The following is a 26,191-nucleotide window of genomic DNA, read 5'->3' on the forward strand; positions in this document are numbered from 1 at the left end:
GGCCGTTTATCATGTAGTGAATTTTTAATTAAAATTATGTGAATTCATAGCTAACGTAATCTCTTTTATAGTTTTATTTTTTAGTTTGACCAGATAGTTCAACAGACTTTTGCGTACAACGTTGCATAGCTGAAATAATCGCTGTTCGTAATCCTTTTTCCTCTAATGTTGCTACAGCTTCTATTGTCGTTCCACCAGGAGAACAAACCATATCTTTCAATTCACCTGGATGTATTCCTGTTTCTAGTACCATTTTTGCAGAGCCTAACACAGCTTGAGCAGCGAATTTATATGCTTGATTTCTTGGCATACCATCTAGTACAGCAGCATCTGCCATCGCTTCTATAATCATATATACATAAGCTGGTGAAGAACCACTTACAGATGTTACAACATCCATTAATTTTTCACTTACGATCTCTGTTTGACCAAAACTATTGAAAATGTTTAGTACATCTTCTAAATCTTTTTCTGTCACCATTTCATTAGGGCATAATGCAGACATTCCTTCTCCAACAAGAGCAGGAGTATTAGGCATTACTCTTACAACCTTTAATTTTTTATTAAAGGCATTTTCAGTACTTTCAATACTTTTCCCAGCAGCGATCGTAATGATGATAGCATCGTTTTTGATTACTTCTTTTATTTCATTAATTATTGATGCGTATAGGTCTGGTTTGATTGATAAAATTAAAATATCAGCATTTTTAGCTACTTTATTGTTGTCGGTAGTTGTAGTTAGCCCATATTTTTCACTAGCATTTTTTAAATTAGCAGTGTTTAAATCTGAACAAATAATATGATTTGAAGACACTATATTTTTGTTTATCATTCCGCCAATCATAGCCATTCCCATATTTCCGCAACCGATGAATCCAATTTGTTTATCCATAATAACTCAATCTTGCTCCTTTTATAATCAATTATATCGGTTTGATATTATTTTCTTAGAATAAGAATAACATCCCTGTGCAATATAAAGAAACATTCTAAGAGAATATATTCCTTTTTGCAACACTAAAAGATAAAAATTAATTATATTCGACATTATGTAAATATATACACTATAATTTAAGATTTTATGTTTATGAATATGAGTTAAATTTATATCATTTTGTATTTTCATTCAGTAGGGCGATAATTTCATACAAATAACTTGTGGCTCTATTTATTTTTAAAAATACCTCTTGACACCGAATCGAACTATATCGCATAATATAAAAAAATTAGATTGAAAATCGTTGAAGGGAATTAGTACATATGTCTTCTTGCGAAAGAGAGTGGAATTCACCGGCTGAAAGATTCCTCGTATAGAATATATCGAACCTATCCCTGAGTCTTAAATGAAAGTTTAGGCGTTCGCCTGCGTTATAGGCACCAAGTGGATATCTATGTATATCAATTAAGGTGGTACCGCGGAACAATGACCGTTTCGTCCTTTTTATTTTATTAAGGGCGAAGCGGTCATTTTTATTTTGCTCTTAAATACTTCAGTGCAGCATTGATGAGAATAGATATAGTTACAAAGTGAATGAAGTGTAATTTATAAAAAACTTTGATTTTAGACTTGGGGGATAAAAAAGTGAAAAAACAACGAGTTGTTGTAAAGATTGGGAGTAGTTCCTTGGCAGATAGTCACGGAGGCATCTCTACAGAACAGCTTTCAGATCACGTTGCCGCATTGGCTCGGTTGAAAGAAGATGGGCACGAGGTTGTGTTAATTACATCTGGAGCCGTCGCTGCAGGTTTTTCAGCGCTAGGATATCCTAGCAGACCTGTAACGATTAAAGGGAAACAGGCTGCAGCAGCTGTCGGACAAAGTTTGTTAATGCAGGCGTACACGGAGGAATTCCGTAAATATGGCATCGTTACTGCGCAACTTTTGTTGACGAGAAGTGATTTTTCTAGAAAAGAACAGTATAGTAATGCTTACGCTACGTTAGGAGAATTATTAAACCGTTCCGCTCTTCCAATTATTAATGAAAATGATTCCATCTCTTTAGAGGAGCTGACGTTCGGTGATAATGATATGCTGTCAGCTTTAGTAAGCGGGCTTGTTTCGGCGGATATGCTTATGATCTTTACAGATGTGAACGGGTTATATGACAAAAATCCTCAGAAAAATGCGGATGCAAAAAAATATTATTTTCTTCCTGAAGTTACGGAAGAAATTTCTTCTCTTGCAGGAGATGCTGGCTCAAAACTTGGGACTGGCGGTATGAAATCAAAAATCGATGCTGCAAAGACAGCACTCTCTCTTGGTGTGAGTGTATTTATCGGAACAGGACGTGGACAGGAAAAGTTTGTAGATGTTTTGAAGGGTAAGGGTGATGGAACGTATGTCGGTAATGCTCCTCAAAAAGAAATGAAGATGAACAAGCAATGGATTGCCTTGCATTCGCTTGTTAGCGGACAAATTGAAGTAGATGCTGGGGCAGCTACGGCCATCATTCAGCATGGTAAGAGTTTACTTCCAGCTGGTGTTACGAATGTATCAGGATTTTTCCAAGTGGGTGAAGTTGTAGAGGTTGTAACGCAACAAGGGCGCGTAATAGGAAAAGGACAATGCACATATAGTGCAGAGGAACTAAGAGATGTAAAAGGTATGCAAAGCCAAGATATTCAAGTAAGAGGCGAGAGACATAGTTATGAAGTCATCCATAGGGATCATTGGGTTTCACTTTAAAAAGGAGGAAATAAAAATGAATGAAGTGTTGGCAAAGGGGATAAAAGCAAAAGAGGTTGTTAGGGAACTTGTACTAAAATCTACAAATCAAAAAAACGAAGCACTTGCTGCAATTGCAAATCAATTAATAAGTGAAACAGCTTATATTTTAGAGGAAAACAAACGGGATATAGAAGAAGGTAAGGCAAAAGGGTTTTCTGATTCTCTCCTTGATCGCCTTATGCTGAATGAACAGCGTATTGTTGATATGACAGAAGGGATTAAGCAGCTAATTGAATTACGTGATCCTGTAGGAGAATGTGTAAGTGCATGGGAAAGGCCAAATGGACTATCTATTCAGGAAATGCGCGTACCACTTGGTGTTGTTGGGATGATTTATGAGGCAAGACCGAATGTAACAGTGGATGCTGCTACAATTTGTTTGAAAACAGGAAACGCAGTCATATTACGTGGTAGTTCTTCTGCTATTCATTCTAATAAAGCGATCGTTGCCGTTATTCACAGGGCGCTCAAACAAACAAGCTTACCTCAAGAAAGCGTCCAGCTTATAGAAGATACAACGCGAGATAGCGCAAAGCAGTTGTTTACAATGAAGGATTATCTAGACGTTCTTATTCCAAGAGGTGGCAAACAATTAATCGATACTGTTGTGAGAGAAGCGTCTGTTCCAGTACTTGAAACAGGTGCGGGAAATTGTCATATTTTCATTGATGAAACAGCGGATAAACAAATGGCATTGGATATTATTATAAATGCAAAAACGCAGCGTCCATCTGTATGTAATGCGATTGAAACGATTGTTCTTCATGAGAAGTGGGCAGAGAAATATGGTAGCGAGTTGTTTTCTTCTTTGAAGGATAGAGGCGTGGAGCTACGTGGTGATCAAAAAGCATTTGCAATGGATTCTTCAATTGTACTTGCTTCAGAAGAAGACTGGGGGACAGAATTTTTATCTCTTACACTAGCAGTGAAAGTGGTTTCCACTGTTGAAGAAGCGATTCATCATATAAATACGTATGGATCTATGCATTCTGAAGCAATTATTACTGAAAACGAGGAAAACGTCAGCAAGTTTTTTACTTCTGTAGATGCCGCGGCACTTTATCATAATGCATCGACTCGTTTTACAGATGGATCCGAATTTGGATTCGGAGCGGAAATTGGTATCAGTACACAAAAGTTACACGTAAGAGGCCCAATGGGGCTTCCAGCATTAACTTCTACAAAATATGTGATTCGTGGAAATGGACAAATTCGAAAATAATAATAAAAGACACTCAATTGGCTTGGGTGTCTTTTATTATAAAAATTATTTACCATACAAATAGCCCAACGAGCATAGCGCTTAATAAAGAAACAGCCATCCCGCTAACAAGAAGCTTCCAAACATTTTTACCGATGATTGATGATTTTTCTCCGCCAAATAATGAATTGTAAGTTCCGTAAATCATACCTACTGTACTAAAGTTAGCAAAAGAAGCTAGAAATGTCGTTGCAACCGCAACCGTATGCGGTTGTAGCGACTTTAAGTTTGATTTTAAATCCATCATTGCAACAAATTCATTCGTCGTTATTTTGATCCCCATTAATTCAGCTACATACATAGCATCACTGCCTGATAAACCGAGTAAAAATGCAAAAGGACTCAAGATAATGGAGAAGATTTTTTGAATTGTTAACCCCGTTACAAAAAATCCTAAAATCCCATTTAAACATGCTGTTAAAGCTACATAACCAATTACCATAGCTAAAATAACGATAACCATATTCATCCCAACTAACATACTGTTTGAAATAGTAGAAAAGAAATCCTTTTTTTCATGTTTTGAAGGTGTGTAAACAACGTCTTCTTCTTTCGAAACTTCCACAGGATTTAATACATTGGCTAAAATTAATGCGTTAATACAGTTTAATGGGATTGCGCTGAAAATATATGTTGCTGGAACCATTGATAAATAAGCACCAAGAATGGATCCGCTAACGCTACTCATACTCATAATTCCAAAAGTTAATAATCGATTTTCTTTTAAAACAGATAATTGATCACGAACAACCGCAAGTGCTTCGGTGTTTCCTAAAAACATCATTTGAATCGAAAAGAAACTTTCTAACTTTGGTAAACGAGAAATCTTTGAAATAACTGCACCTACTTTATCAATAATCCAAGTTAAGATTCCAAAATAAGAAAGAATATCAAAGAACGTGATAACAAAAATGATAGGAAGTAACGCGCTAAAGAAGAAATCAATGTGTGGACTGTCCATAGCGGAAGGAAATGCAAATCGAATTCCTTCATTCGCACATGCCAGTAGCCAACTGAAAAATGACGCAATTTTATTAATGATAATACTGCCTAGCTTGGTGCCCAACATAAACCACGTAATAAAAAGCTCCAATATGATGAGGATTACAATTGGTCTCCATTTTATATGTTTTTTATTAGGCGAACATAAGAAAACGATTAATATGACAACGAAAATCCCTAACATATTTAATATGAAATGCATGTCAACCACTCCTTGAGCTTTATTATTTGTATATAAAAAAGCTCTTATTCTTCTTAATTTAGAATGAATGTGGTTTAATTTATATTTTTGTAAATTCTAAAAGAATAGAAGGTAAAATTCGATAAAAATAGAATTTAATACATAGCAAACAAGGAGGGGATAAAAATGGCGGTCTATCACATAAAGAGTAAAAAGAGGGAAACATACAACGTTCAGGTGAAATATTCGATACTTTTCGAATGTGCACTTGGCATTGCAGCAATTACTCATAAAAGGTTAATCGATACTCTTGAAAAGACTGAAAGTGAATGGAAAGGAATTAGACAATCATTAACAGATGAGATGGAAGAACACTTACAGTTTGTAGAAGAACATAATACGTGGAAAGCATTGCTTCAGTTATTGTATGAAGAGGATTTTCAAGATTTATCGCAGTTTAATTTTAAAATTGATTTACTTTCAGAAGAAGGTTTGAAGTATATATGTTTACCGTTTTTAGGAGAGAAGTACCAAGAAAAAAGAACTTTAGCGGCAAGTGGAAACGTAACTGCAATACATGAACTAATGGAACTGACACAAGAACATCAGTTTTTCTCTACGTATATTCGTTTTATATGTGATGTTGATGTCCAAGTGCTGAAATCTCATTTAATTGCTGTTATGACAGGTTGGTATGAGAGTGTAATTAAGAAAGAGGAAGAAGAAATACTTTCTATATTAAAACGAGATTATGAAGCAAAAAATGAAATGAATAAAAAGATGAAGCCGGAAGAGTTTGTCGAATGGGCGACTGGCGGAGTGAACTATATGCCAGAGCCAAGTGTTCATCACGTACTTCTTATTCCGCAAATGACGTACAGACCGTGGAATATTGAAGCAGATATTGAAGATACGAAAGTATTTCATTATCCAGTTGCGAATGAAAGCATTCATCCTGGAGATTCGTATGAACCGAATTATTTTTTAGTTCAAAAACATAAGGCTCTTGGGGATGAAGCGAGATTGCGAATTGTAAAAATGTTGTTTGAAAAAGAACGTACTTTACAGGAAATAACGGAAAGATTGCAGCTTGGTAAATCGACAGTACACCATCATTTGAAATTGTTACGTGCAGCGAAGTTAGTTGATATACATGACGGAAAATATGTATTAAGGAAGAAAGCAGTACAGTCGTTAGCAAAAGAATTAGAAGCGTTTTTGAATAGATAATATGCAACAAGAATGTACATAAAGGGAGGAATTTAAGAGAAAAGTTGGTGAGCTATAGTGAAGAGTGTATTGAAAAATCGTTCTTTCTTTTTTATGTGGATTGGTAGTGCAATCTCAGAATTAGGAGGGGCTTTCGGAACGTTATGTAATTCAATTCTAGTATATGAATTAACAGGATCGGAAATGGCTTTAAGTAGTATGTGGCTATTATATTTCATCCCATCACTCATATTGCAATTAATAAGTGGCCCATTTATTGATAAATGGAGCCGGAAGTGGATTATGATTTGTTCACAATGGATACGAGCGTCCGTATTCTTATTACCTTTGGTGATGCTAGTTACAGGTAGTATAGAAGTTTGGCACATTTATGTTGTTCAAATTGTAGTAGGACTTATTACACCTCTTTATATACCTGCGAGTCAGGCAATTACACCGAGCATTGTAGGGAAAGAACAACTTCAAGATGCAAATGTGTATATTGATGGAATGAATCGCCTTATGATGTTTCTTGCGCCAGTATTAGGCGGAGTAGTCATTCATTTGATTGGAACAGAACTTACATTATCTTTCGTATGTATTTGTCTATTTGTTAGTGGTGCTTTCTTATTTTATATAAAAGAAAATAGAACGTCGCAACCTATTCGGAAAACGTGGCTAGAACAGTTTCTTCACGGTTTTACATATTTTTTCACAAAACCAATCATCGTTTGGCTCGGTATATTTCTTACTTTCGTGCAATTTGGAGTTGGGGTAACGATGGTCACAAATCTTCCTTATATAAAAGACGAGCTATCAGCGGGATATGCGGAATATGGTTATTTTATGGCCGGATTCCCACTTGGCTATGTAGTTGGATCTATACTAGTCGGAAAAGTAACATATAAAAGCCGGCGTATACTTATGCTCGGAGGATTGTTTATAGGGGGACTCACATACATTTCATTAGGGTTCAATCATAGTATTATCATTGCAATAATAATTGAAGTAATAGCAGGGATTTGTATTGCATTTTTCAATGTTCATAACACGACAATATGCCAACAAACCGTCCCAAATAATATGATAGGACAAGTATTTTCAGTGCGTTTATTTTTTATACGATCCGCTATGCCATTAGGTGTGTTAGTAGGGGGAATATTGAGTGAAATGTGGGGAGTAAGAGCGCTATATGTAATCATCGGTGCAATTATATGTGTTACATCTTTAATAGGGATGTTACTTCCATATTTCAAATTTTTAGATGAGGCGATAGAAAAGAAATCAGCATAATTCAAAAAATTAAAACTTTACAATTGAAAATAATTATCATAATCAATTATAATAGAAGAATACTAGTATTCGTATAACAAAGAGGGAGTGGGATATATGTTTATCGAAACGAAAACATTTACAGTAAAAGAAGGTACATCAAATATAGTTGTAGAACGTTTCACTGGAGAAGGTATTATTGAAAAATTTGAAGGCTTCATCGATTTAAGTGTTCTTGTGAAAAAAGTAAGACGCGGCGACGAAGAAGTTGTCGTAATGATTCGCTGGGAATCTGAAGAAGCATGGAAAAACTGGGAAACAAGTGAAGAACATTTAGCTGGACATAGAGCAGGCCGTGGTAAACCAAAACCAGATCATATTATTAATGTGGATCATGCAGTTTATTATGTAAAATCATCGAAAGCGGCTTATCAGCAGTCGTAATATATAAGTAGAGGATACATGTTGTAAAAGCAAACATGTATCCTCTTTTTTTATTACTGGGGGGATGGGAATGATAGAAAATCTTTCATTCATTTAAAAAACGTTCTAGGCTATAGAAAAAAATATTAGACTTATAAAGCATATTCTTAGATGGAACGCTTGAATATCTTGCCTTACATATTTAAGTGTTATGAAAATGAGTCTATATACCTTCTGTTTAAAAGGAGATGAGTACATGAAGCTGAATCATTTAAATTTATGTGTTGATGATTTATCGGAAGCGAGACATTTCTTTGAAACATTTTTTGATTTTCAATTTTTGGAGCAAAAGGGAAAGGCACTAGTAGTGATGAGTGATGAAAGTGGATTTATACTTGTGCTGAGCGATCCAAAAGCATTTAAGGGAAATAAGGAAGTTATGTATCCTGAAGCTTTTCATATTGGTTTTTTAGTGGATACTTCAAATGAAGTTGATCAAGCGTATAATCGTTTAGTAGCAGGCGGCATTGAAATAGATAAGGAACCTTATTCGATGCGAGGTAGTAGTTATGGTTTTTATTTTACAGTATTTAATGGCTTATTAATTGAAGTGTCTTGTCTTGATTATAGAGAAGGTAAGAAAGTTTCAAAGCTTAATAAGTAATCACCAAGAGTAATCATTTGAAGATGTATATTTAGCCCCTTATCCAGTTTGGAAAGGGGCTTGTTTATTTTATTACCTTATTTATCTTACTATTTGTGGATTGATTAAAGTCTCACCTTATTTGTCTATCTGAATTTCAAATTCAAGCACAGCTTGATCTTTCCTAAACGGCATACTGAGTTCTTTAAATCGAAAGCTTATTCCAGACAAATTATCAGGAAGGACAGGAGATACAACGAATTGATGATTCATATGTCCATCGGTGCCGCCACCACCTTCTGACCAGCAATCGTATGTATCATCTATTGATAATTGGAAGAAACAATGAGGCTTATTTTCAATAAAAGCTTCATCCGTGGAATCCCAATCGCTATATAAATAAACTACACTAGCATTTGCATATTGCCGAATAAAAGTAACAGTATACATGACGCCATTATGTTCATAAGTTTTAAAAACAGGTACATGTTTTTTAAACTCAGTTGGTTCAACGCGAGGTTTAAATTCTTCTTCATCCATCATGGAAGAGAATAATGAGTTTAGATAGTCTGGATAAAATTCGAATTGCTTAGCCCATTTATAAATCGCTTCATCATATGGAAAACCTGGGTCACCACCTGAAAGTTCTTTTCGTTCTTTTAATAGGGCGCAAATTTTTTCATCAATAGAGTATAAGCGTTCATCGTAATGATTGGTAGGACGTTCGAAAGTCATTCTTCGCATAATCATTCCTCCTTTACTTTATTTTAACAAAAAAGACAGACTAATAAATAGTCTGTCTTTTCACATTAATTCTTCACATCATCATAAAGTTCAAGTGCCTCTTTCACATTCAATCCATTTTTCACAATACCATGTATTGCTTGAATCATCGCAGCTGGGTGCTCGGATTGCCATATGTTTCGGCCCATGTCTACTCCGATAGCGCCTTCTTGCAATGCATTGTACGTAATGTTTAATGCGTCTTCAATTGAATCTAGTTTTGGGCCGCCCGCGATGACGACTGGGGCAGGGCATGTGCTCGTTATTTTTTCGAATCCTTCGCAGTAATACGTTTTAATAATATCAGCACCCATTTCAACACATACGCGGGAAGCAAGTGCTAGAAAGCGAGCTTCACGTTTTTGTAATTCCTTTGCGACTGCGGTAATGCCGAGTACTGGTAGGCCGTAATCATGAGCTTCAGAAACTACATTTGCGAGATTTGTAACAGTTTGTGTTTCATAGTCTGATCCGACAAAAACAGAAACGCCAACGCCAATTGCGTTTTGCTTCACTGCTTCCTTCACAGGTGTAACAATTGTTTCATTCGCTAAATCTTTACCGACGACAGTAGCTCCGCCAGATACACGCATAACCATCGGTGTGCTGCAGTTTTCAGGAATGCAGGAGCTAAGTACACCGCGTGTTAAAAAGAGGGAGTCTGTATAAGGAAGTAAGTTTTTAACTGTTTCAAGTGGTTGTTCTAGCCCGTGAATTGGCCCTAAAAAGTAGCCGTGATCTATTGCTAACATAACCGCTCTACCATCAGGTAAAATTGTATTTAATCGATTTTTAAATCCCCAAGTCATTCAAAATCACTCCTTCGTTAATGTTGGATTTTCCGTTTGTACCGTATCTTTATTTGGTAAATGTGGTGACTTTATAAAAACAGCTTTAAAAGGTTTGTCAGAATGGTTAATAAGATAGTGAGATTCATGAGGACGAACTTGCAGGACATCACCTTGTTTAATTGGAACTCTTTCATTATTCACATAGAAATCTATTTCACCTTCTAATGCATAAAAGACCTCTTCGCACGTCGTATGATAATGGTTTTGAAACTCCTGGCCCGGTTGAATGACAACAAGGCCAAGATCAATATTTGGGCCTTGTATTAAATATTTCGGCCCGTTATCACCGAAGCGATAGGAGAAATCATTTTCATTCGCTTTTAACATACAGTTCACTCCTTTATGTAAATGAAGTGCACCAGGTGCAATCCACATATGTGTTGTAAGTCCTTTATCAGCTAAAGCGAGCTGACTGCTATACACGGTTTTCCATGTTTCATAGAATTCTTTGTATAGCTCGTGATTTTCAGTGATTGGTTCAAATGTATTTTCCCACTGTACAAATTGTTCGGCAGTCTCTTCCATAGATGAATATATGCCAGCGCCAACTCCAGCAGCAATTGCAGTTCCTAAAGCAGCTGCTTCTTTCACAACTGGTACTTTTACAGGAATGCCGAGTACGTCTGATAGAATTTGTGGCCATAGTTTCCCTTTAGCGGCACCGCCAGCAAAAACAACTTCAGAAGGGAATGTACCAGTAAGATTTTCAATTAGTTTTAAGTTTCCAAGTGTAACGAAGGCCGCATTTTCTTCAATAGCACGGAACATTTCTTTTTTTCCGCATTTGTCAGCGTCTAAACTTAAATTTAAGAATGAAGGTGCGGCATGACGCCAAGAAATGTAGTTCATAACGTTTGAAAAAGTAGGGATAATACCATATGAACCGACAGGTACGTCTTTCGCTTGTTCTTCTAATAATTCATAAGCGTCTACACCGAGTTTTTCAGCGAACTTTTTTTCTTCTTGGCAAAAAGCGTCTCGAAACCAACGCATAACGAGGCCAGGGAAAAAGGCAATCGTTTCATATTGCCAAAGGTTCGGAACGACGTGACAATTTACTCGAATTGCAGCATTTGGATCCGTTGTTGACTCTGTAATATTCACTTCCTGTTGCCAAAAGCTGCCGCCGCATATTAAAGTTTGATTTGGCTTTACGACTCCAGTCCCGAGTGCTGCCATTTGAGCATCACCGCCACCTGCGACGACAGGAATCCCTTCAAGTAAACCAGTTAGTGCTGCACACTCTTTTGTAACATTACCAATTACAGTGCCAGCTTCATTTACTGTTGGTGAAAATGGCAACGTTATACCACATTCTTTAGCGACTTCGTTATCCCAATTTCTATTTTGTAAATCAAAGATTCCGGACGTACAACCGTTGGAAGGATCGATTTGCAGTACGCCGCTTAATTTATACAAAATCCAATCATTTAACATCGAAAAGGATTGAATATTGTTGTAGATGTCTGGTTCATGTTTTTTAATCCAAAGTAGACGTGGTAAAGCACCTAATGAAAAAGTTTGCCCAGATTTTCTGTATAAATCTTCTTCAAGATGTGAGCGGATTTCTTTTAGTTCACTAACTTCAGCGGATGCACGGCCATCAACATTTGCACATGCCCATATTTCTTGCCCATTTTTATCATATAAAACAAAACCTTCTCGCATACTTGTAGCGCTAATAGCTTGAATAGAAGAGGGAAGTATATTACTTTTTTGCAGAACTTCTTTCGTACACTGTTGTACAAGTTGCCAGTTTTCTTCTACATCAAAATTCATAGAACCGGGGTAACGAGGATCAGTTTTATGAACCCATTCTTTTTGACTTACTGCAATTTGATTGCCATGTAAATCAAAAAGAACAGCTCGAATGCTTCCTGTACCAGCATCGAAAGCTAATAAAGTAGACATTAAGAATCACCTTCCTTTCTTAATAAGGAGAGCGCAGTTTCTTCATCAGTAATCAATGTATGAATAAATTTCCCTTTTAAAGCCCCATAAATGGCATCTATCTTTTGAGTACCTCCAGCCACACCAATGACATGCTTCATGCTGCGAAGAATCGTAAGTGGTGTGCCAATTAGACGATTATGATGCGAGAGCTCTAATAAATCACCATTCGTATTATAAAACTGTCCTAAAATATCGCCCGCCCCATTTTGACTTCGAATATATGTCATTTCACGTAGCGTTAATTTTTCTTCTTTTACAATCGTAGCGTCTTGAGATAACCCGCCAATACCGACAACTGCCGTATGTGCAAGTGAAGCGACATGAAGCATATCTTTCACACTTGGTTCTGATAAAATACTTTGTGCCATTTCAGTAGAAGATGCTAGAAAAGGAGTAGGAATAATATGAAGATCACCTTGCATGTAGTGTAAATAGTTTTGTTTTCTTGGAAGATAGTGGTTTACTCCGCCTGTTAGCGTTACGAATGAAAGATTAATAGAACTTTCAAAATGAATGTTTTCTAGCATTTTACTTATTGTTTCACCCCAGCCGATGCCGAGTAAATCACCTTGTTGGAGATGAGTCTCTAAATATTGTGCAGCGGCTTTTCCGAGAGAAGTAGCATAATTGTCTATTGGAGTAGGGATAATAAAGGCATCTTTCAAGTGGAACTTTTTCATTAAGTCACGTTCAATGCTCAAGCAATGAAAACCGGTCCCTTTTACGTGAAATGTAACGATACCTTCACTGCGTGCCTTATCTAATAACCGGACGACTTTATTTCTTGAAATATGAAGGAGTGAAGCAATCTCTTGTTGTGTTAATTGATCTTTATAATAGTACCAAGCTACTTTAGTTAATAAATTTTCTTCAAAGTTCAGCTGTGACATACTCTTCATCCCTTTCAACAATTGACCAATGCTTAAACATATGTGTCACATATTTTGTTTATTCCAGTTGAAACGATTAATAGTACATTGAAAAAAGTGTTCTAGATATAAAAAAAGGAATATACAATGCTACAAAACAAGTAGAACAAATAATCATTTTCTCAAAAAATGTTCTGGATAAAGGCAGGTGACATCATGTGGAGAACGTACCTTTATTACAAATAAAGAAAATGAGTAAGGCGTTTTTAAATCAACTTGTATTAAAAGAAGTGAACTTACAAGTAGAGCGTGGAGATATATACGCTTTAGTGGGGGGGAATGGCGCCGGGAAATCAACATTAATGAAAATATTAACGGGGTTATATTCGTATGATGATGGAGAGATGTATGTAAAAGGAATTAAGCAACAGTTTTCCAATCCGTCAGAAGCACATAGAAAAGGTATTTATTTAATACCGCAAGAACCACTCGTTTTTCCGCATATGACTATTGAAGAAAATATATGTATCGGGTTAAAAGAAAAGAAAAAGAAACTAAGAGTACAGATTCAGCAATTGATTAACAGTCTAGGGTGGGATATTGACCTTTATGAGTTAGGAGCATCATTATCCATTGCGCAGCAACAGTTAGTAGAAATCGTTAGAGGATTAATAAGAGAAGCTGAGATTCTTATTCTAGATGAGCCAACATCGACATTAACAACACACGAAATTAAGAGTCTTTTTGTGTTGATGAAAAGTTTACAAGAAAAAGGAATTGGGATGATTTATATTACGCATCGTTTTCCAGAAATCTTTGAAATTGCCAACAAAGTAGCAATACTACGTGATGGAATGGTTGTAAGCCAAGGTGATGTATGTGACTATACATATGACATGCTGATGGAGGGACTATTGCCAAAAGGATATAAACAGAAAGAGAAAATAGAAGTAGTTCAAGAGACAGCAAAGACGAAAAAAATATTAGAAGTGGTTGATATAAATGGTCACGCATTCGAAAATATATCATTCACTGTACATGCGGGTGAGGTTGTAGGTGTTGCTGGCATTATAGGATCTGGCAGAACGGAATTAGCGGAAGCGATATTCGGATTGAAAGCTATAAAATCAGGTTCTATTTTATTAGAAGGAAAATCAATTGATACATGTTCTTTGCATAAAAGACTAAGTGAAGGGCTCGTTTATGTGCCGGAAGATAGGGCGAGAAATGGAATTTTCTCAATTGTATCTGTCAAAGAAAATGTTACTGCAGCATGTTTACAGCACAATAATCGCTTTTTTATTAACCGAGAAAAAGAAAGCGCTTTAGTGAAGTCATTTATAGAAAAGTTCCAAATTGTTGTATCAAGTATGAATGAAGAACTTACATCTTTATCGGGAGGTAATCAGCAAAAAGTCGCACTTGCGAAATATCTCGCGTGTAATCCAAAAATCATTATTCTTGATGAACCAACTCGCGGAATTGATGCAAAAGCGAGGCTTGAAGTGTATGAGACGATAGAAAAAATGAAAAGGGAAGGACTCGCCATATTATTAATTTCTTCAGATGTTGAGGAAATTGTCCAATTAGCTAACCGTGTATACGTCATGCGAAATGGTCAATTTGTTTCTCATTTGGAGAAAGAACAAATAAGTGTAGAAGAAGTTACACGTCTTGCATACGGAGGTGTAATGGAATGAAACGTATGTATAAAGTGCACGAAACGTCTATCATACTGTTACTACTAATTTATATAGCCATTGTTGGTATAATAAATCCTAGTTTTGTTCAGTTTAACTCGTTATCTTTACTGATGAAATCAAGCGTTATTTTAGTCGTGCTAGCAATCGGTCAATCGTTCGTCTTATTTACGAAAAATATAGATGTATCAGTTGGTTCAAGCATGGGGTTAAGTGCAGCAGTTTGCGGAATGATGTTAACGAATGGGGATAGTGCATTCTTGTCGATATTTGTAGCTATTATACTTGGGGCCATTATCGGTTTCGTAAATGGTATTGGAGTTGCGAAGTTTCGGGTACCAGCCATTATTATGACATTAGGCATGTTAGGAATTATTAGAGGTGCAATGTTAATCTTCACAGGCGGGAAGTGGATTGAAGATATTCCAAACGATTTTAAGCAGCTGTCATCTATCATCATTCTTGGTTTACCTATAACTGTATGGTTCGTTTTTATTATTTTACTACTACTATACTTCTTTTTAAGAAAAGTGCCATTGGGAAGATACTTCTATGCGGTAGGTGACAATGAAGATGGTGCGAGACTCATTGGTATACCTGTTAATCAAGTGAAGATATATGCGTTTATGATTTCAGGCATAAGCGCTGCGCTCGCTGGTTGCATATTTGTTATGAATATCGGGTTCGTCCCAAATCAAACAGGTACAGGATTAGAATTACAAGTAATCGCAGCCGCTGTACTAGGAGGAATTCATTTAAAAGGAGGAACAGGTTCTATATTTGGAGCCGCATTAGGAGCTTTGTTTCTAGAAGTGATAAGCAGCTCACTCGTCTTTTTAAAAATACCAGCATTTTGGAATAATGCCATTTCAGGCTTTTTATTATTACTCATCATCATATTAGATAGTGTTATGAAAAAGTGGAAGGCAAAAAGGAGGATGAATCTATGAAGTATTTATATAGATGGGAAGGGGTTCTAATTGTATTACTTCTTATAGAATTCATCCTTTTTAGTTTTATAAATAGTGATTTCTTAAATATTAGTAATCTCCTTTTTAGTACAAATGATTTCCTATTTATCGCAATTGCGGCGATACCAATGACTTTCGTTATTGTAACAGGAGGAATTGATGTATCGGTCGGATCAATAATGGGGCTCACTTCGATCTTGATTGGTGTACTTTGGATGAACGGAATACCTATTTTGTTTGCTGTCATAATCGCCCTAATAATTAGTTGTTTAGCAGGCGCTTTAAACGGACTCATTATAAAAATGACAGATGTAGAACCACTCGTCGTTACACTCGGAACGATGTTTTTATACGGAGGAATTGCGCTTGTCATTTCAGGAGGGGTGGGTGCTTCTGGATATGAAGGGATAAGCGGTTTACCTGATACTTATGTACAACTAGCAAATGGTAGTTTTATAGGAATACCCAATTTATTATGGTTACTTATTTCATTAACAATTGTATACACAATTTTGTTTCACCGAACGATATATGGACGCTACGTAAAATTAACAGGTGCGAATGAAAATACAGCAAAATACACCGGGATTAAAACGAAAAAAGTAGTCATTATCGCTTACATACTTTCTGGGTTAGGAGGTGGATTAGGAGGTGCTTTCTTAACCGCATATTTTGGTTCCGCACGTGCTGATATGGGAAATGAAACAATTTTACCAATCATTACAGCAGTCGTATTAGGAGGGACACTTATTACAGGTGGAAAAGGAAGTATTTTCGGTACTGTACTTGCAAGTATTTTTATAGGCCTTATGCAATATGGCCTACAAATGACAGGCTTAACAAATGAACAATCAAATGTCGTAATAGGTATTATCCTTATTCTTTCAGTTATTATGAGACATTTCAAATTACATCAATTCATACCGGAGAAAAGAAAGAATTTGCATAAGGGGGAAATGTCATGAAGAGAAAACTAGGGATTGTATTGATTGTATGCATTTGTTTAATCGGTTTAATTGCGTGTTCTAGCCAAACGGCAGATAAGAAAAAGGCTGATGATGTGAAATTTGCATTTATCCCGAAATTAACTGGAGTTGGCTTCTTTACATCGGGCGGTGAAGGAGCAAAGGAGATGGGAGATAAGCTAGGCGTACAAGTGAAATATGATGGGCCGTCTGAAGCGAGTGTATCAGGGCAAGTAAAGTATATAAATAATTTTATTAACCAAAATTATGATGCACTTATGGTTTCCTCTACATCAGTTGATGGTTTATCGCAATCATTGCAACGTGCTAAGAAAAAAGGAATGACTGTCTTAACGTGGGATTCTGATGTGAATCCGAAAGACCGTTCTTTTTATATAAGTCAAGGGACACCAGACCAACTTGCTAACTTATTAATTGAAATGACTTCCAAGCAAATTGGAGACAAAGGGAAAGTAGCGTTCTTTTATTCTAGTCCAACAGTAACGGATCAAAACCAATGGGTAACGAAAGCGAAAGAAATTATTAAAAAGAAATATCCGAACTGGGAAATTGTAACGACGCAGTATGGTGAAAATAATGCACAAAAATCTTTATCCGTAGGGGAGAACATATTAAAAACGTATCCAGATATTAACGCAGTTATTTGTCCAGATGCAACAGCACTCCCAGCCATGGCGCAAGCAGCTGAAAACTTAAAAATGGATAAAAAAGTAGTGGTAACTGGATTTTCTACACCGAACGTTATGCGTGATTATGTAAAACGAGGAACAGTACAACAATTCGGATTATGGGATGTCAAACAGCAAGGTGCGTTGGCAACTTATGTAGCAAATGAAATTGTTGTAAAAGGAAAGAAGTTAAAAGTAGGGGATAGCTTTGAAGTAAAAGGAATCGGAAAAGTGAAAGTAGAGCCAAACTCCATTCAAGGATATGATTATGAGGCAGAAGGAAACGGAATTATCGTATTGCCAGAACGAGTTGTATTTACGAAAGATAATATTGATAAGTATAATTTTTAGTAGACAAAAAAACGTCCGAATATATCGGACGTTTTTTTTATTTCTTCATTAATTATGAACAGTTTCTTTTTCGTTTAATCCAAGTGTACGACCAGTCGAAGTGTGAAGATCTTGGAACAATCTTGGATTTTCAGTTAGTGAAATGCCATATGAAGGAATCATTTCTTTTATTTTTTCTTCCCATTCTACCATGCGGCTTGGGAAACATTTTTCTAATACTTCAAGCATGACGTGAACAGCAGTAGAAGCACCTGGTGATGCACCTAGTAATGCGGCGATTGAGCCGTCAGCTGCACTTACTACTTCTGTACCAAATTGAAGTGTTCCTTTACCGCCAGCATCAGTATCTTTAATTACTTGTACACGTTGTCCAGCAACTACAATATCCCAATCTTCACTTTTCGCGTTCGGAATGAATTCGCGTAACTCTTCCATACGTTTTTCGTGCGATAACATAACTTGCTGAATTAAGTATTTTGTAAGTCCCATTTCTTTTACACCAGCGGCTAACATCGTTAAGACGTTATTCGGTTTTACAGAACCGATTAAGTCAAGATTTGAACCAGTTTTTAAGAATTTAGGTGAAAAGCCTGCGAATGGTCCAAACAGTAAAGCTTTTTTATTGTCTATATATCTCGTATCTAGATGAGGTACAGACATTGGCGGAGCACCAACTTTAGCTTTACCGTACACTTTCGCATGATGCTGCTCTACAACTTTTTGGTTTTTACATACCATAAATAGTCCACTTACCGGGAATCCACCGATATGCTTTGATTCAGGGATACCAGTCTTTTGAAGTAGAGGTAGACTACCGCCACCGCCGCCAATAAAGACGAATTTAGCAGTATGATGCTCAATTTTACCACTATTCATATCGTGTACTTTCACGTCCCACAAACCATTTTTCGTGCGCTTAATATTTTCAACACTATGCTTGTAGTTTAGCTCGACATTTTTTGTTTTTAAGTAATCAAACAACATACGTGTTAATGCACCGAAGTTAACATCTGTTCCAGAGTCAATCTTCGTTGCCGCCATCGATTCATTAGATGTGCGGCCTTCCATAATGAGTGGAAGCCATTTTTTTAATGTTTCAGGAGCATCGGAAAATTCCATTCCTTGAAACAGTGGATTTTTTGAAAGCGCTTCAAAACGGTTTTTTAGAAATTCAACATTTTTTTCGCCTTGTACTAAACTCATATGAGGTAGTGGCATAATAAAATCTTGTGGATTACGAATTAATTTGCTCTTTACAAGATATGCCCAAAATTGTCTTGAAAGCTGGAATTGCTCATTCACTTTTACAGCCTTACTAATATCTATAGATCCGTCAGGTTTTTCGGAAGTATAGTTCAGTTCGCATAGCGCAGAATGCCCTGTACCTGCATTATTCCATTCGTTAGAGCTTTCTTCCCCGGCACTTGCGAGTTTTTCAAAAACTTTAATTTCCCATTCTGGTGCTAATTCTTTTAGTAATGAGCCTAACGTTGCACTCATAATTCCTGCACCAATTAAGATAACGTCTGTTTTTTGCTGCATGTTGCTCATGATAATCTCTCCATCCCCTATATTGGCAAAAAAGTGTAGGTGTTTTCTATGTCTAAGCCGTAAAAGAGAAACACCGCCTAGGCCCCACCTAGGTGTATACCTTTTTTGTCTCAATTATATAACCATCTCATACTCTATTATAATAATTAATAGACTAAAATATCTAGTGTTATCTGATAATTTTAAACTATTTAACGTTTTATTCGCTAAAAATCTTATTTAACAAGCTCTTTTAAGGTGATAAATAGAAAAAAATTACAGTTTGAAATTATCTCGAAAAAGCTTACGTATCCTTAAGTGACTAAATCGAGTACCTTTTTATGGGATTATTCTTTCTGTAATGGTAAGATTATTCTGAAAAATAAAAAGGAGGGACTCTAATGTGTACAAAAGAACAAATTTCAAACTTATTTCGAAACTTTTCAATAAAGGAATGTAAAGGATCAAGTGATTTATATGAATATTTATCAATGAAAATTGCTGAAGATGAGGAAGTACTTACACTATCGTCCTGTGCTCAGGTAGGTCAACCAGTCCCAAACTTACTATTAGGTGTAGTACATTATTTATTGTTAGCAGGGAAAGAACATCATTTAAAAACGTATTATAGTAGTTTAGTTGAAAATGCCGATACAAATTTAAATAAAGCTTTTGATCATTTTAAAGATTTCTGTAAAGAGTACCGAGAAGAAATCATTACATTGTTGCAAACGAAACTCGTTCAAACGAATGAAGTAAGACGGTGTGCATACTTATACCCAAGTTTCTGCTACATATTTAACAAAGTGAAGAAGCCGTTAGCGTTAATTGAAATTGGGACAAGTTCTGGGTTGCAACTGTTCTGGGACCAATATAGTTATTCGTACGGGACGGATAAAATGTACGGAAATATAAATTCAAATGTGCATGTAACTTCTGAAATAAAAGGGGAGAATGTACCGCATTTTCTAAAAGAAAGCCCATCTGTCGTAGAAAGAATCGGACTGGACTTACATGTGAATGATTTACATAATGAGGAAGATTATTTATGGTTACGTGCTTTAATTTGGCCAGAACATAAAGAAAGGCTTGAGATGTTTGATCAAGCTGCATCTTTAGTGAAAAATGAATCTGTCCAATTCATAGAAGGAGACGGTGTAGAGCTATTATCATCTATAATTGAACACATAAGTGAAGAAGCTGTTATTTGTATTTTCCATACACACGTCGCAAATCAAATACCAGAACAAGTAAAACATAAGTTAGAAAAACAAATACAAGAAATTGGCGCAAAACGTGATGTATTCCACCTTTATAACAACATGTGGGATCGTGACCTTCATATTGATTATTATATTAACGGAAACGAATATCGTGAAACGGTTGGAGAAACAGAAGGGCATGGGAAATGGTTTAGCTGGAAAATTGGAAATGAGACGCCTATTTAGATTAATAGGGGCGCCCTCACTTGTAAAAGGTGGGGCCATAGGCTCAATCATGGACTAAATGGTTAAGGAAATAAATTTATTAGTAACATACAAAAAATGCTTCGGAGAAATCCTAAGCATTTTTTGAATTACATTTAAACCCCATAATGGATCATGTACTTCTGTTCTGCTGCGGCTTGTACAATTTTTGAAGCTAACTCATTCAGCTCATCATATTTTCTGAAGAACTTTGAAGATGTAACTGTTTCATAGAAAATTGCTAATGATTCAGGCGGGATAATTGTAATACCGTAATGAGCTAAACCGTGTTCTTGATTTTTGACTGTATGAAAGTAGGTTTTCATAATTGATAAATTTCGATTTAAGCTACTGATAATATCATCATCAACAGAAATACAATGATATTTCTCTGGTGTATAATCTTCGTAATTTTTTTGAGAAGTAAAATCGTCAATTATTCCAAAATCATGGACACATGCCATCATTATCATCCTTTCAGCTTTAATAAAGTGAGTTCTATTAAAGTAAAATGGTCATTCGTTTAAGTGTAATAGAAATAGTTATGTAGTTCATAAAATATCTTCGGTTCTTCTTCGTGAAGACAGTTTATTTATCGATAAACTCATCGGGAGCCCAAGTGGCGATTTCATTCCCAGGTGCAGCGACTACAAGCCATTGCTCACATAGAACACCAGATTGCCATCATTCATAATAATCATGAAAACCATTTACAAAAATAATTTGTCCACTCTCTAATGTAATAATTAAATGAGGGCTTTCTAAGCCGAGTCGTATATCGGTAACTTTTTGTCTTCTTATCTTAAATATTCTTTCATATTCTTCTTCCTCAGAATAAACTTCAAATTCATCTTCATTTAATGGGTATCTTTTTTGAGGTTTATTAAATAAACACCATTTGGATTCGATATTGATATATAATTGTCCGTCATAATCAACTGAGTCGTGAAAGTTTGTGAAATGAATCTTTATAGCGGCTGGAGAAATACCAAATTGTAATCCATCAACTTGTGATCCGATGAATAGATTTTTCAACACTTTTTCAGCGTAAATTTTATCCTCTTGATTCATTCTTGAAATCCTCCTTTTCTTAAAAATATACCTTATACTTTTATTGTAATAAATAAATTTTCATGTAAAATGTACCTTTTGTGAAAAACGAGCGAATATAGTGTGAAAGATCACGAGAGGGGAACGAAACTTTGGATGAAGTACAATTAAAAGAATGGCTATATAAAAGAAAGTATGTTGCCCAAAAAAGAGTTTGAGAAAGTGTTACTTTGGATTGTTGAATAGATATTTAGCAAAAAAAGTAACTAATAATTATGTTATGTAAACTTAGTTTATAAAACACCCATTTAAAAAATGGATGTTTTATATTTTGATATATTAGGTGGAATATATAGTTTAAAAAAGCGGAATACTTTGCGGAAAGTTAAAGACATTTTTCGGATCATATTTTGCTTTTACTTCCATTAATCGGTCAAAGTTGCAACTGAAGTATGCATCTGGCCAATTTTTAATGGATAGGTCAGGAGTATTAACATAGACACCTTTTGTAAATGGAAGCATTGCCAAACGGAAGTCTTCAACCCATCGAATACTTCCACCAGCACCTTCTGGTTGCTCCCAAGTAGCGAATATTGACATGTTTGATAGTGCTTTTCGGTAAAAGTAAGCAGTCGCCTCATTTGGCACCTCAGCAACAGCACCGCCTAATCCGTGGAAAAATACGGAGGTGGTGGAAAAGGGAGGTGCATTATTAATAAAGTGATCGATAATGGATAGTCCTTCTTCTGGTAATAGTTCATATACATATGGACCAACACTTTTAAATGGTAAAGGTGTTGCAGGTTGCTTCTCAGCTATTTTCGCTGCTGCTTCTGCCCATGGTATTTCTTCGATAGTTACTTGCAGTGGTGAACCGGCTTCTAGTAATGGCTGTAGTAGCGACTGCAATTCTTGTACAGAACCGAGAAATACACCTTGCATTAATAATGATGGTTCTAATCCTGCAGACATAAAAAGAGTAGTTGTAAGTCGTTTATTAGCACAAGGTAGCGTATATTTTTGCCAAGAGGTTAATACAGGTTTTAAATCTGATATCCCCCAGCTTATTTCTGCAAATCCTACCGTATTAATTTTATGTGTTCGAAACTTAAACGAAGTACATATTCCAAAGTTACCACCACCAGCACCGCGCGAAGCCCAATAGAGATCGGAGTTACACTTGGCGTTAGCGCGTATTATACAACCATTCGCGTCTACCATTTCTAATTCAAGTAAATGATCGAGAGTTAATCCAAACGGACGAGAGAGAATACTATGTCCGCCACCTAAAGTAACACCTGCAATCCCGGGAGTAGGACAAACACCACTCGGCACAACTAATCCTTCAGCTGCAAGTGTTTCAATTAAAGAAATATTTCTCCATCCAGTCCCGATAGTTACAGTTCCATTATTGTGATCTATTTCTAATTGCTTCATTTCACTTACATCAATTACAAGACCAGCATTACTGACGGATAATGCCTCATAATTATGACGTCCAGAGCGCATGCGTATAGGAACGTTATGTAGTCTTGACCAGCGAACAGCGTTTACTACATCCTGCGTATTTTGAGCAAAAATAATGATTAACGGAAATTTGTTGAAGAATGTATTGAATTCTTCACGCGCTGAATTATAATCAGGATCATTAGGTGTAACGATACGACCAGTAAGTTCAATTTTTTGATTATTCATTTCAGTCATCTCTCCTTGACGTGAAATATTTATAATGTGGAAATACAGAACATAAAGAAGAACTGACAATACTTTATAAGTAAATGAATAAAGGAAAAGGATTATTCCAATAAAGAAAAAGGCAGTGCTACATAAGTAGCACTGCCTTTTTGTAATTATATGTATGTGCTCAAAATTTCCCCAGGTAATCCATCAATCTCACAAACTTTCTCCGATGTAAAACCTACGTTTAGTAAAATTTTGCGAGAAGGGATACTATTTGGATCAATCATTGCTTTTAGTACGTTTACATCTGTTTGCTTCACTATTAAAGCTAGATGTTAATTTTTGATTATGTACGTACATACAATGTGTAATTAAGTGAATGATTAACATAGTAATTACAGAAAAGGGTGAATAAAGCATATGAATCAATTTGAGCAAATGATGTACGTTGGTGTCATCATGTCTATTGTACTATCCGTAATGATTTTAGGGTCCTTATATTATAATCCTCGACTTTCATTAACTGATTATCCGAAAGATATTCAAAAAGTAGTTTTTCCAAAATCGATTCATGAAAAAAAGCAAACCATTTACTTTAATATTGTATACAATGCTATTCTTTTCGGTTGTCCTTTCGTTTCTACATATATATTACATAAGCATGAAAAATTAATGTATATGGATGCTTATTTACACACTTTTGGTATTTTAATGATTTTCAATTTAGTAGATTTACTTATAATTGATTGGCTAATTTTTTGCTGGATTACTCCAAGGTTTGTTGTGATTCCTAGTACGGCAGGTATGAAAGGATATAAAGATTATAAGTTTCATTTAAGAGGGGCTATAGTCGCTACTCAAATTTTAGCAATCGTAAGTTTATTTTTGGCGGGAATTGCAACAACTATTTAGTGTGAAGAAGGGCATGAAGCTTTTATAAAAGATAAGGAGATTTATAATATATAGAATTAGAAATAAGAATTTGTTAGTATTGAAGTGAGGAGTTTTAATAACAGTATATTAAGCCGTATTAATATACTGTTGCAAATGTTTTGATATTATGTAAAATTATACAATTTTACAGAGACATTTGATAAAATTCAAAAAAATATAATGGAGGCTAATATGAAAAAAGTAATTGGCGCAGCAACAGCAACTATTTTTGGATTGGGGGCGTTTACCACAACTGCTACCGCAGAAACAATCGTAACAGCAGATGTACTTAACGTACGTGAAAAACCGACTACAGAATCAAAAGTGGTCGAAAAAGTAAAGAATGGGCAAGAGTTAAAAGTCATCAATACCGAAGATGGCTGGTCAAAAATTGAATTGAACGGTAAAGAAGTGTTTGTAAGTTCGGAGTTTACAAAAGATGTGTATCATGTAACGGCGAATTTGTTAAATGTACGTACCGAAGCAAACACAGATTCAGAAATTCTTGGCAGACTAAAAAAAGATGATGTAATTGAATCAACGCATCAAGTAAAAGACGGATGGTTGGAATTTGAGTATAAAGGAAAAATTGCTTATGCAAACGTTTCTTTCCTATCAAGTACAGCACCAACTGAAAAGAAAACTGAAGAGAAAACGAATCAAGTAGCGAAAGTACAAAAATCAGTTAAAGAAAAGAAAGAAGTAAAGACGCAGAAAGTAGCAAAAGCGAAAGAAACAACGAAAGCACAAGAAATAGTAAAGCCTAAAGAAGAAGTAAAAGTTAAAGAAGAACCGAAAGCACAAGAAATAGTAAAGCCTAAAGAAGAGGCAAAAGTAAAAGAAGAAGTAAAAGCGCAAGAAATAGTAAAGCCTAAAGAAGAGGCAAAAGTAAAAGAAGAAGTAAAAGTTAAAGAAGAACCGAAAGCGCAAGAAATAGTAAAGCCTAAAGAAGAGGCAAAAGTAAAAGAAGAAGTAAAAGCTAAAGAAGAAGAGAAAGCAAGAGAAATAGCAAGAGCTAAAGAAGAAGAGAAAGCAAAAGAAATAGCAAAAGCAAAAGAAGAAGAGAAAGCAAGAGAAATAGCAAAAGCAAAAGAAGAAGAGAGAGCAAGAGAAATAGCAAAAGCTAAAGAAGAAGAGAGAGCAAGAGAAATAGCAAAGGCTAAAGAAGAAGAGAGAGCGAAAGAAGTATCAAAAAACAATATACAGTCTGCTAAACGTGAATTAACGGTAGTAGCGACAGCGTATACTGCTGATCCAAGTGAAAATGGTACATATGGTGGACGCGTTTTAACTGCGATGGGGCATAATTTAACGGCAAATCCGAATATAAGAATTATCGCAGTTGATCCGAAAGTAATCCCATTAGGATCTAAAGTATGGGTAGAAGGTTATGGAGAAGCTATCGCTGGTGATACTGGAAGCGCAATTAAAGGTAATCGTATTGATGTATTAATGGGGTCAAAAAGTAAAGCTATGAATTGGGGAAGAAAAACTGTTAAAGTAAAAATTTTATAGTAACTATAATGATCCAAATAGAAGTCAGTTCTCTTTATTGAGGCTGGCTTTTATTTTTTTAGTGGAAGTATAATAGGATTTTTAAATGACTTGAGGGTGTTGCAAAACTCATAAATATCCAAAAATGAATGCATAAAGAAACCCGTTTTCCTGGAAGAATGATAGT

At 35.7% G+C, this 26,191-nt stretch carries 21 protein-coding genes, 4 pseudogenes and 1 other annotated feature; of the genes and pseudogenes, 13 read left to right on the forward strand and 12 right to left on the reverse strand.

The features are described from left to right. Nucleotides 1-73: 73 nt before the first annotated feature. Complete coding sequence (proC, locus tag ACQRBL_RS15380) at nt 74-892, reverse strand: pyrroline-5-carboxylate reductase (protein WP_000360722.1); 819 nt, start codon at nt 890-892, stop codon at nt 74-76. Nucleotides 893-1,232: 340 nt separating this feature from the next. Further along, nucleotides 1,233-1,443 (forward strand) — a binding site (T-box leader). A gap of 139 nt (nt 1,444-1,582) precedes the next feature. On the opposite strand from proC, the gene proB reads away from it, so the two are divergent. Continuing rightward, on the forward strand, nt 1,583-2,686 hold the full coding sequence (proB, locus tag ACQRBL_RS15385; RefSeq protein ID WP_006924529.1) for a glutamate 5-kinase: 1,104 nt from the start codon (nt 1,583-1,585) through the stop codon (nt 2,684-2,686). Nucleotides 2,687-2,702: 16 nt separating this feature from the next. Next, nucleotides 2,703-3,950 (forward strand): gamma-glutamyl phosphate reductase, encoded by a 1,248-nt coding sequence (proA, locus tag ACQRBL_RS15390; protein WP_001006625.1) that lies wholly within the window; start codon nt 2,703-2,705, stop codon nt 3,948-3,950. A gap of 49 nt (nt 3,951-3,999) precedes the next feature. Here the strand turns inward: proA and ACQRBL_RS15395 are convergent, their stop codons facing one another. Continuing rightward, the gene (locus tag ACQRBL_RS15395) at nt 4,000-5,193 is read right to left on the reverse strand and encodes a NupC/NupG family nucleoside CNT transporter (RefSeq protein WP_411995930.1); all 1,194 of its coding nucleotides are present in this window, start codon (nt 5,191-5,193) and stop codon (nt 4,000-4,002) included. 165 nt (nt 5,194-5,358) lie between these two features. Here ACQRBL_RS15395 and ACQRBL_RS15400 point away from each other — a divergent pair, with 165 nt between their 5' ends. From ACQRBL_RS15400 to ACQRBL_RS15415, 4 genes and pseudogenes are all read left to right on the forward strand, one after another. Beyond that, nucleotides 5,359-6,402, forward strand: coding sequence for an ArsR/SmtB family transcription factor (locus ACQRBL_RS15400; RefSeq protein WP_097920629.1), 1,044 nt, complete (start codon nt 5,359-5,361; stop codon nt 6,400-6,402). A 57-nt stretch (nt 6,403-6,459) separates the two neighbouring features. Next, on the forward strand, nt 6,460-7,674 hold the full coding sequence (locus tag ACQRBL_RS15405) for an MFS transporter (protein WP_078993823.1): 1,215 nt from the start codon (nt 6,460-6,462) through the stop codon (nt 7,672-7,674). A gap of 96 nt (nt 7,675-7,770) precedes the next feature. After that, nucleotides 7,771-8,097, forward strand: a complete 327-nt coding sequence (gene hmoA, locus ACQRBL_RS15410) for a heme-degrading monooxygenase HmoA (protein WP_000469496.1) — start codon at nt 7,771-7,773, stop codon at nt 8,095-8,097. Nucleotides 8,098-8,332: 235 nt separating this feature from the next. Continuing rightward, nucleotides 8,333-8,753 (forward strand): annotated as a pseudogene (locus tag ACQRBL_RS15415) (VOC family protein). A 104-nt stretch (nt 8,754-8,857) separates the two neighbouring features. Here ACQRBL_RS15415 and ACQRBL_RS15420 read toward each other — a convergent pair. The 5 genes and pseudogenes from ACQRBL_RS15420 to ACQRBL_RS15440 all read right to left on the reverse strand — a co-directional run bounded on the left by ACQRBL_RS15420 (nt 8,858) and on the right by ACQRBL_RS15440 (nt 13,214). Then, on the reverse strand, nt 8,858-9,463 hold the full coding sequence (locus tag ACQRBL_RS15420; RefSeq protein ID WP_411995929.1) for a hypothetical protein: 606 nt from the start codon (nt 9,461-9,463) through the stop codon (nt 8,858-8,860). A gap of 65 nt (nt 9,464-9,528) precedes the next feature. Then, nucleotides 9,529-10,311, reverse strand: coding sequence for a 3-hydroxy-5-phosphonooxypentane-2,4-dione thiolase (lsrF, locus tag ACQRBL_RS15425; protein ID WP_000219782.1), 783 nt, complete (start codon nt 10,309-10,311; stop codon nt 9,529-9,531). 6 nt (nt 10,312-10,317) lie between these two features. After that, nucleotides 10,318-10,680: a cupin domain-containing protein gene (locus tag ACQRBL_RS15430; protein ID WP_000909986.1), complete on the reverse strand. Its 363-nt coding sequence runs from the start codon at nt 10,678-10,680 to the stop codon at nt 10,318-10,320. Between the two features lie 42 nt (nt 10,681-10,722). Next, nucleotides 10,723-12,264, reverse strand: a pseudogene (gene lsrK, locus ACQRBL_RS15435) (autoinducer-2 kinase); the annotation flags it as partial. Beyond that, on the reverse strand, nt 12,264-13,214 hold the full coding sequence (locus tag ACQRBL_RS15440) for a sugar-binding transcriptional regulator (RefSeq protein ID WP_142254770.1): 951 nt from the start codon (nt 13,212-13,214) through the stop codon (nt 12,264-12,266). The pseudogene lsrK and the gene ACQRBL_RS15440, both read right to left, overlap by 1 nt. 179 nt (nt 13,215-13,393) lie before the next feature. On the opposite strand from ACQRBL_RS15440, the gene ACQRBL_RS15445 reads away from it, so the two are divergent. From ACQRBL_RS15445 to lsrB, 4 genes are read left to right on the forward strand one after another with little or no spacing between them, the layout of a single operon-like run. Then, entirely contained in the window at nt 13,394-14,875 is a 1,482-nt protein-coding gene (locus tag ACQRBL_RS15445) for a sugar ABC transporter ATP-binding protein (protein WP_411995928.1), read from the forward strand. After that, nucleotides 14,872-15,825: an ABC transporter permease subunit gene (locus tag ACQRBL_RS15450; protein WP_223617880.1), complete on the forward strand. Its 954-nt coding sequence runs from the start codon at nt 14,872-14,874 to the stop codon at nt 15,823-15,825. Before ACQRBL_RS15445 ends, ACQRBL_RS15450 begins: the two co-directional genes overlap by 4 nt. Next, nucleotides 15,822-16,811 carry an ABC transporter permease subunit gene (locus ACQRBL_RS15455; protein WP_153592229.1) on the forward strand — a complete coding sequence of 330 codons (990 nt, stop codon included), beginning with the start codon at nt 15,822-15,824 and terminating at the stop codon, nt 16,809-16,811. The genes ACQRBL_RS15450 and ACQRBL_RS15455 overlap by 4 nt, the downstream gene beginning before the upstream one ends. Beyond that, nucleotides 16,808-17,851, forward strand: coding sequence for an autoinducer 2 ABC transporter substrate-binding protein LsrB (gene lsrB, locus ACQRBL_RS15460; protein ID WP_000823652.1), 1,044 nt, complete (start codon nt 16,808-16,810; stop codon nt 17,849-17,851). Before ACQRBL_RS15455 ends, lsrB begins: the two co-directional genes overlap by 4 nt. A gap of 48 nt (nt 17,852-17,899) precedes the next feature. On the opposite strand, the gene ACQRBL_RS15465 is transcribed toward lsrB, so the two are convergent. Beyond that, a complete protein-coding gene (locus ACQRBL_RS15465; protein ID WP_023522282.1) occupies nt 17,900-19,402 on the reverse strand; it encodes a malate:quinone oxidoreductase in 1,503 nt (500 codons plus the stop codon). Between the two features lie 380 nt (nt 19,403-19,782). Between ACQRBL_RS15465 and ACQRBL_RS15470 the strand changes: the two genes are divergently transcribed. Continuing rightward, entirely contained in the window at nt 19,783-20,829 is a 1,047-nt protein-coding gene (locus tag ACQRBL_RS15470) for a DUF2332 domain-containing protein (protein WP_223617878.1), read from the forward strand. A gap of 134 nt (nt 20,830-20,963) precedes the next feature. On the opposite strand, the gene ACQRBL_RS15475 is transcribed toward ACQRBL_RS15470, so the two are convergent. The 4 genes and pseudogenes from ACQRBL_RS15475 to ACQRBL_RS15490 all read right to left on the reverse strand — a co-directional run. Then, the gene (locus tag ACQRBL_RS15475; RefSeq protein WP_003270899.1) at nt 20,964-21,314 is read right to left on the reverse strand and encodes a hypothetical protein; all 351 of its coding nucleotides are present in this window, start codon (nt 21,312-21,314) and stop codon (nt 20,964-20,966) included. 121 nt (nt 21,315-21,435) lie between these two features. Next, nucleotides 21,436-21,918: pseudogene (locus ACQRBL_RS15480) on the reverse strand (hypothetical protein). Between the two features lie 336 nt (nt 21,919-22,254). Continuing rightward, the gene (locus ACQRBL_RS15485) at nt 22,255-23,592 is read right to left on the reverse strand and encodes an FAD-binding oxidoreductase (RefSeq protein ID WP_411995927.1); all 1,338 of its coding nucleotides are present in this window, start codon (nt 23,590-23,592) and stop codon (nt 22,255-22,257) included. Between the two features lie 155 nt (nt 23,593-23,747). Continuing rightward, nucleotides 23,748-23,900: pseudogene (locus tag ACQRBL_RS15490) on the reverse strand (GNAT family N-acetyltransferase); the annotation flags it as partial. A gap of 97 nt (nt 23,901-23,997) precedes the next feature. Between ACQRBL_RS15490 and ACQRBL_RS15495 the strand changes: the two are divergent. Continuing rightward, on the forward strand, nt 23,998-24,489 hold the full coding sequence (locus ACQRBL_RS15495; protein WP_001071236.1) for a hypothetical protein: 492 nt from the start codon (nt 23,998-24,000) through the stop codon (nt 24,487-24,489). A gap of 213 nt (nt 24,490-24,702) precedes the next feature. Continuing rightward, on the forward strand, nt 24,703-26,025 hold the full coding sequence (entB, locus tag ACQRBL_RS15500; RefSeq protein WP_427734858.1) for a cell wall-binding protein EntB: 1,323 nt from the start codon (nt 24,703-24,705) through the stop codon (nt 26,023-26,025). Nucleotides 26,026-26,191: the final 166 nt, after the last annotated feature.

It is taken from the genome of Bacillus sp. AF62, from assembly GCF_050312695.1.
Lineage (GTDB): Bacteria > Bacillota > Bacilli > Bacillales > Bacillaceae_G > Bacillus_A > Bacillus_A cereus.

Bases quoted from the DNA above. Each gene is read 5' to 3' on its own strand.
- proC (WP_000360722.1), bottom strand. From the start codon at position 892: ATGGATAAACAAATTGGATTCATCGGTTGCGGAAATATGGGAATGGCT.
- proA (WP_001006625.1), top strand. From the start codon at position 2,703: ATGAATGAAGTGTTGGCAAAGGGGATAAAAGCAAAAGAGGTTGTTAGG.
- ACQRBL_RS15395 (WP_411995930.1), bottom strand. From the start codon at position 5,193: ATGCATTTCATATTAAATATGTTAGGGATTTTCGTTGTCATATTAATC.
- ACQRBL_RS15400 (WP_097920629.1), top strand. From the start codon at position 5,359: ATGGCGGTCTATCACATAAAGAGTAAAAAGAGGGAAACATACAACGTT.
- hmoA (WP_000469496.1), top strand. From the start codon at position 7,771: ATGTTTATCGAAACGAAAACATTTACAGTAAAAGAAGGTACATCAAAT.
- ACQRBL_RS15420 (WP_411995929.1), bottom strand. From the start codon at position 9,463: ATGCGAAGAATGACTTTCGAACGTCCTACCAATCATTACGATGAACGC.
- lsrF (WP_000219782.1), bottom strand. From the start codon at position 10,311: ATGACTTGGGGATTTAAAAATCGATTAAATACAATTTTACCTGATGGT.
- ACQRBL_RS15430 (WP_000909986.1), bottom strand. From the start codon at position 10,680: ATGTTAAAAGCGAATGAAAATGATTTCTCCTATCGCTTCGGTGATAAC.
- ACQRBL_RS15450 (WP_223617880.1), top strand. From the start codon at position 14,872: ATGAAACGTATGTATAAAGTGCACGAAACGTCTATCATACTGTTACTA.
- ACQRBL_RS15455 (WP_153592229.1), top strand. From the start codon at position 15,822: ATGAAGTATTTATATAGATGGGAAGGGGTTCTAATTGTATTACTTCTT.
- lsrB (WP_000823652.1), top strand. From the start codon at position 16,808: ATGAAGAGAAAACTAGGGATTGTATTGATTGTATGCATTTGTTTAATC.
- ACQRBL_RS15465 (WP_023522282.1), bottom strand. From the start codon at position 19,402: ATGAGCAACATGCAGCAAAAAACAGACGTTATCTTAATTGGTGCAGGA.
- ACQRBL_RS15470 (WP_223617878.1), top strand. From the start codon at position 19,783: ATGTGTACAAAAGAACAAATTTCAAACTTATTTCGAAACTTTTCAATA.
- ACQRBL_RS15475 (WP_003270899.1), bottom strand. From the start codon at position 21,314: ATGATGGCATGTGTCCATGATTTTGGAATAATTGACGATTTTACTTCT.
- ACQRBL_RS15485 (WP_411995927.1), bottom strand. From the start codon at position 23,592: ATGAATAATCAAAAAATTGAACTTACTGGTCGTATCGTTACACCTAAT.
- ACQRBL_RS15495 (WP_001071236.1), top strand. From the start codon at position 23,998: ATGAATCAATTTGAGCAAATGATGTACGTTGGTGTCATCATGTCTATT.
- entB (WP_427734858.1), top strand. From the start codon at position 24,703: ATGAAAAAAGTAATTGGCGCAGCAACAGCAACTATTTTTGGATTGGGG.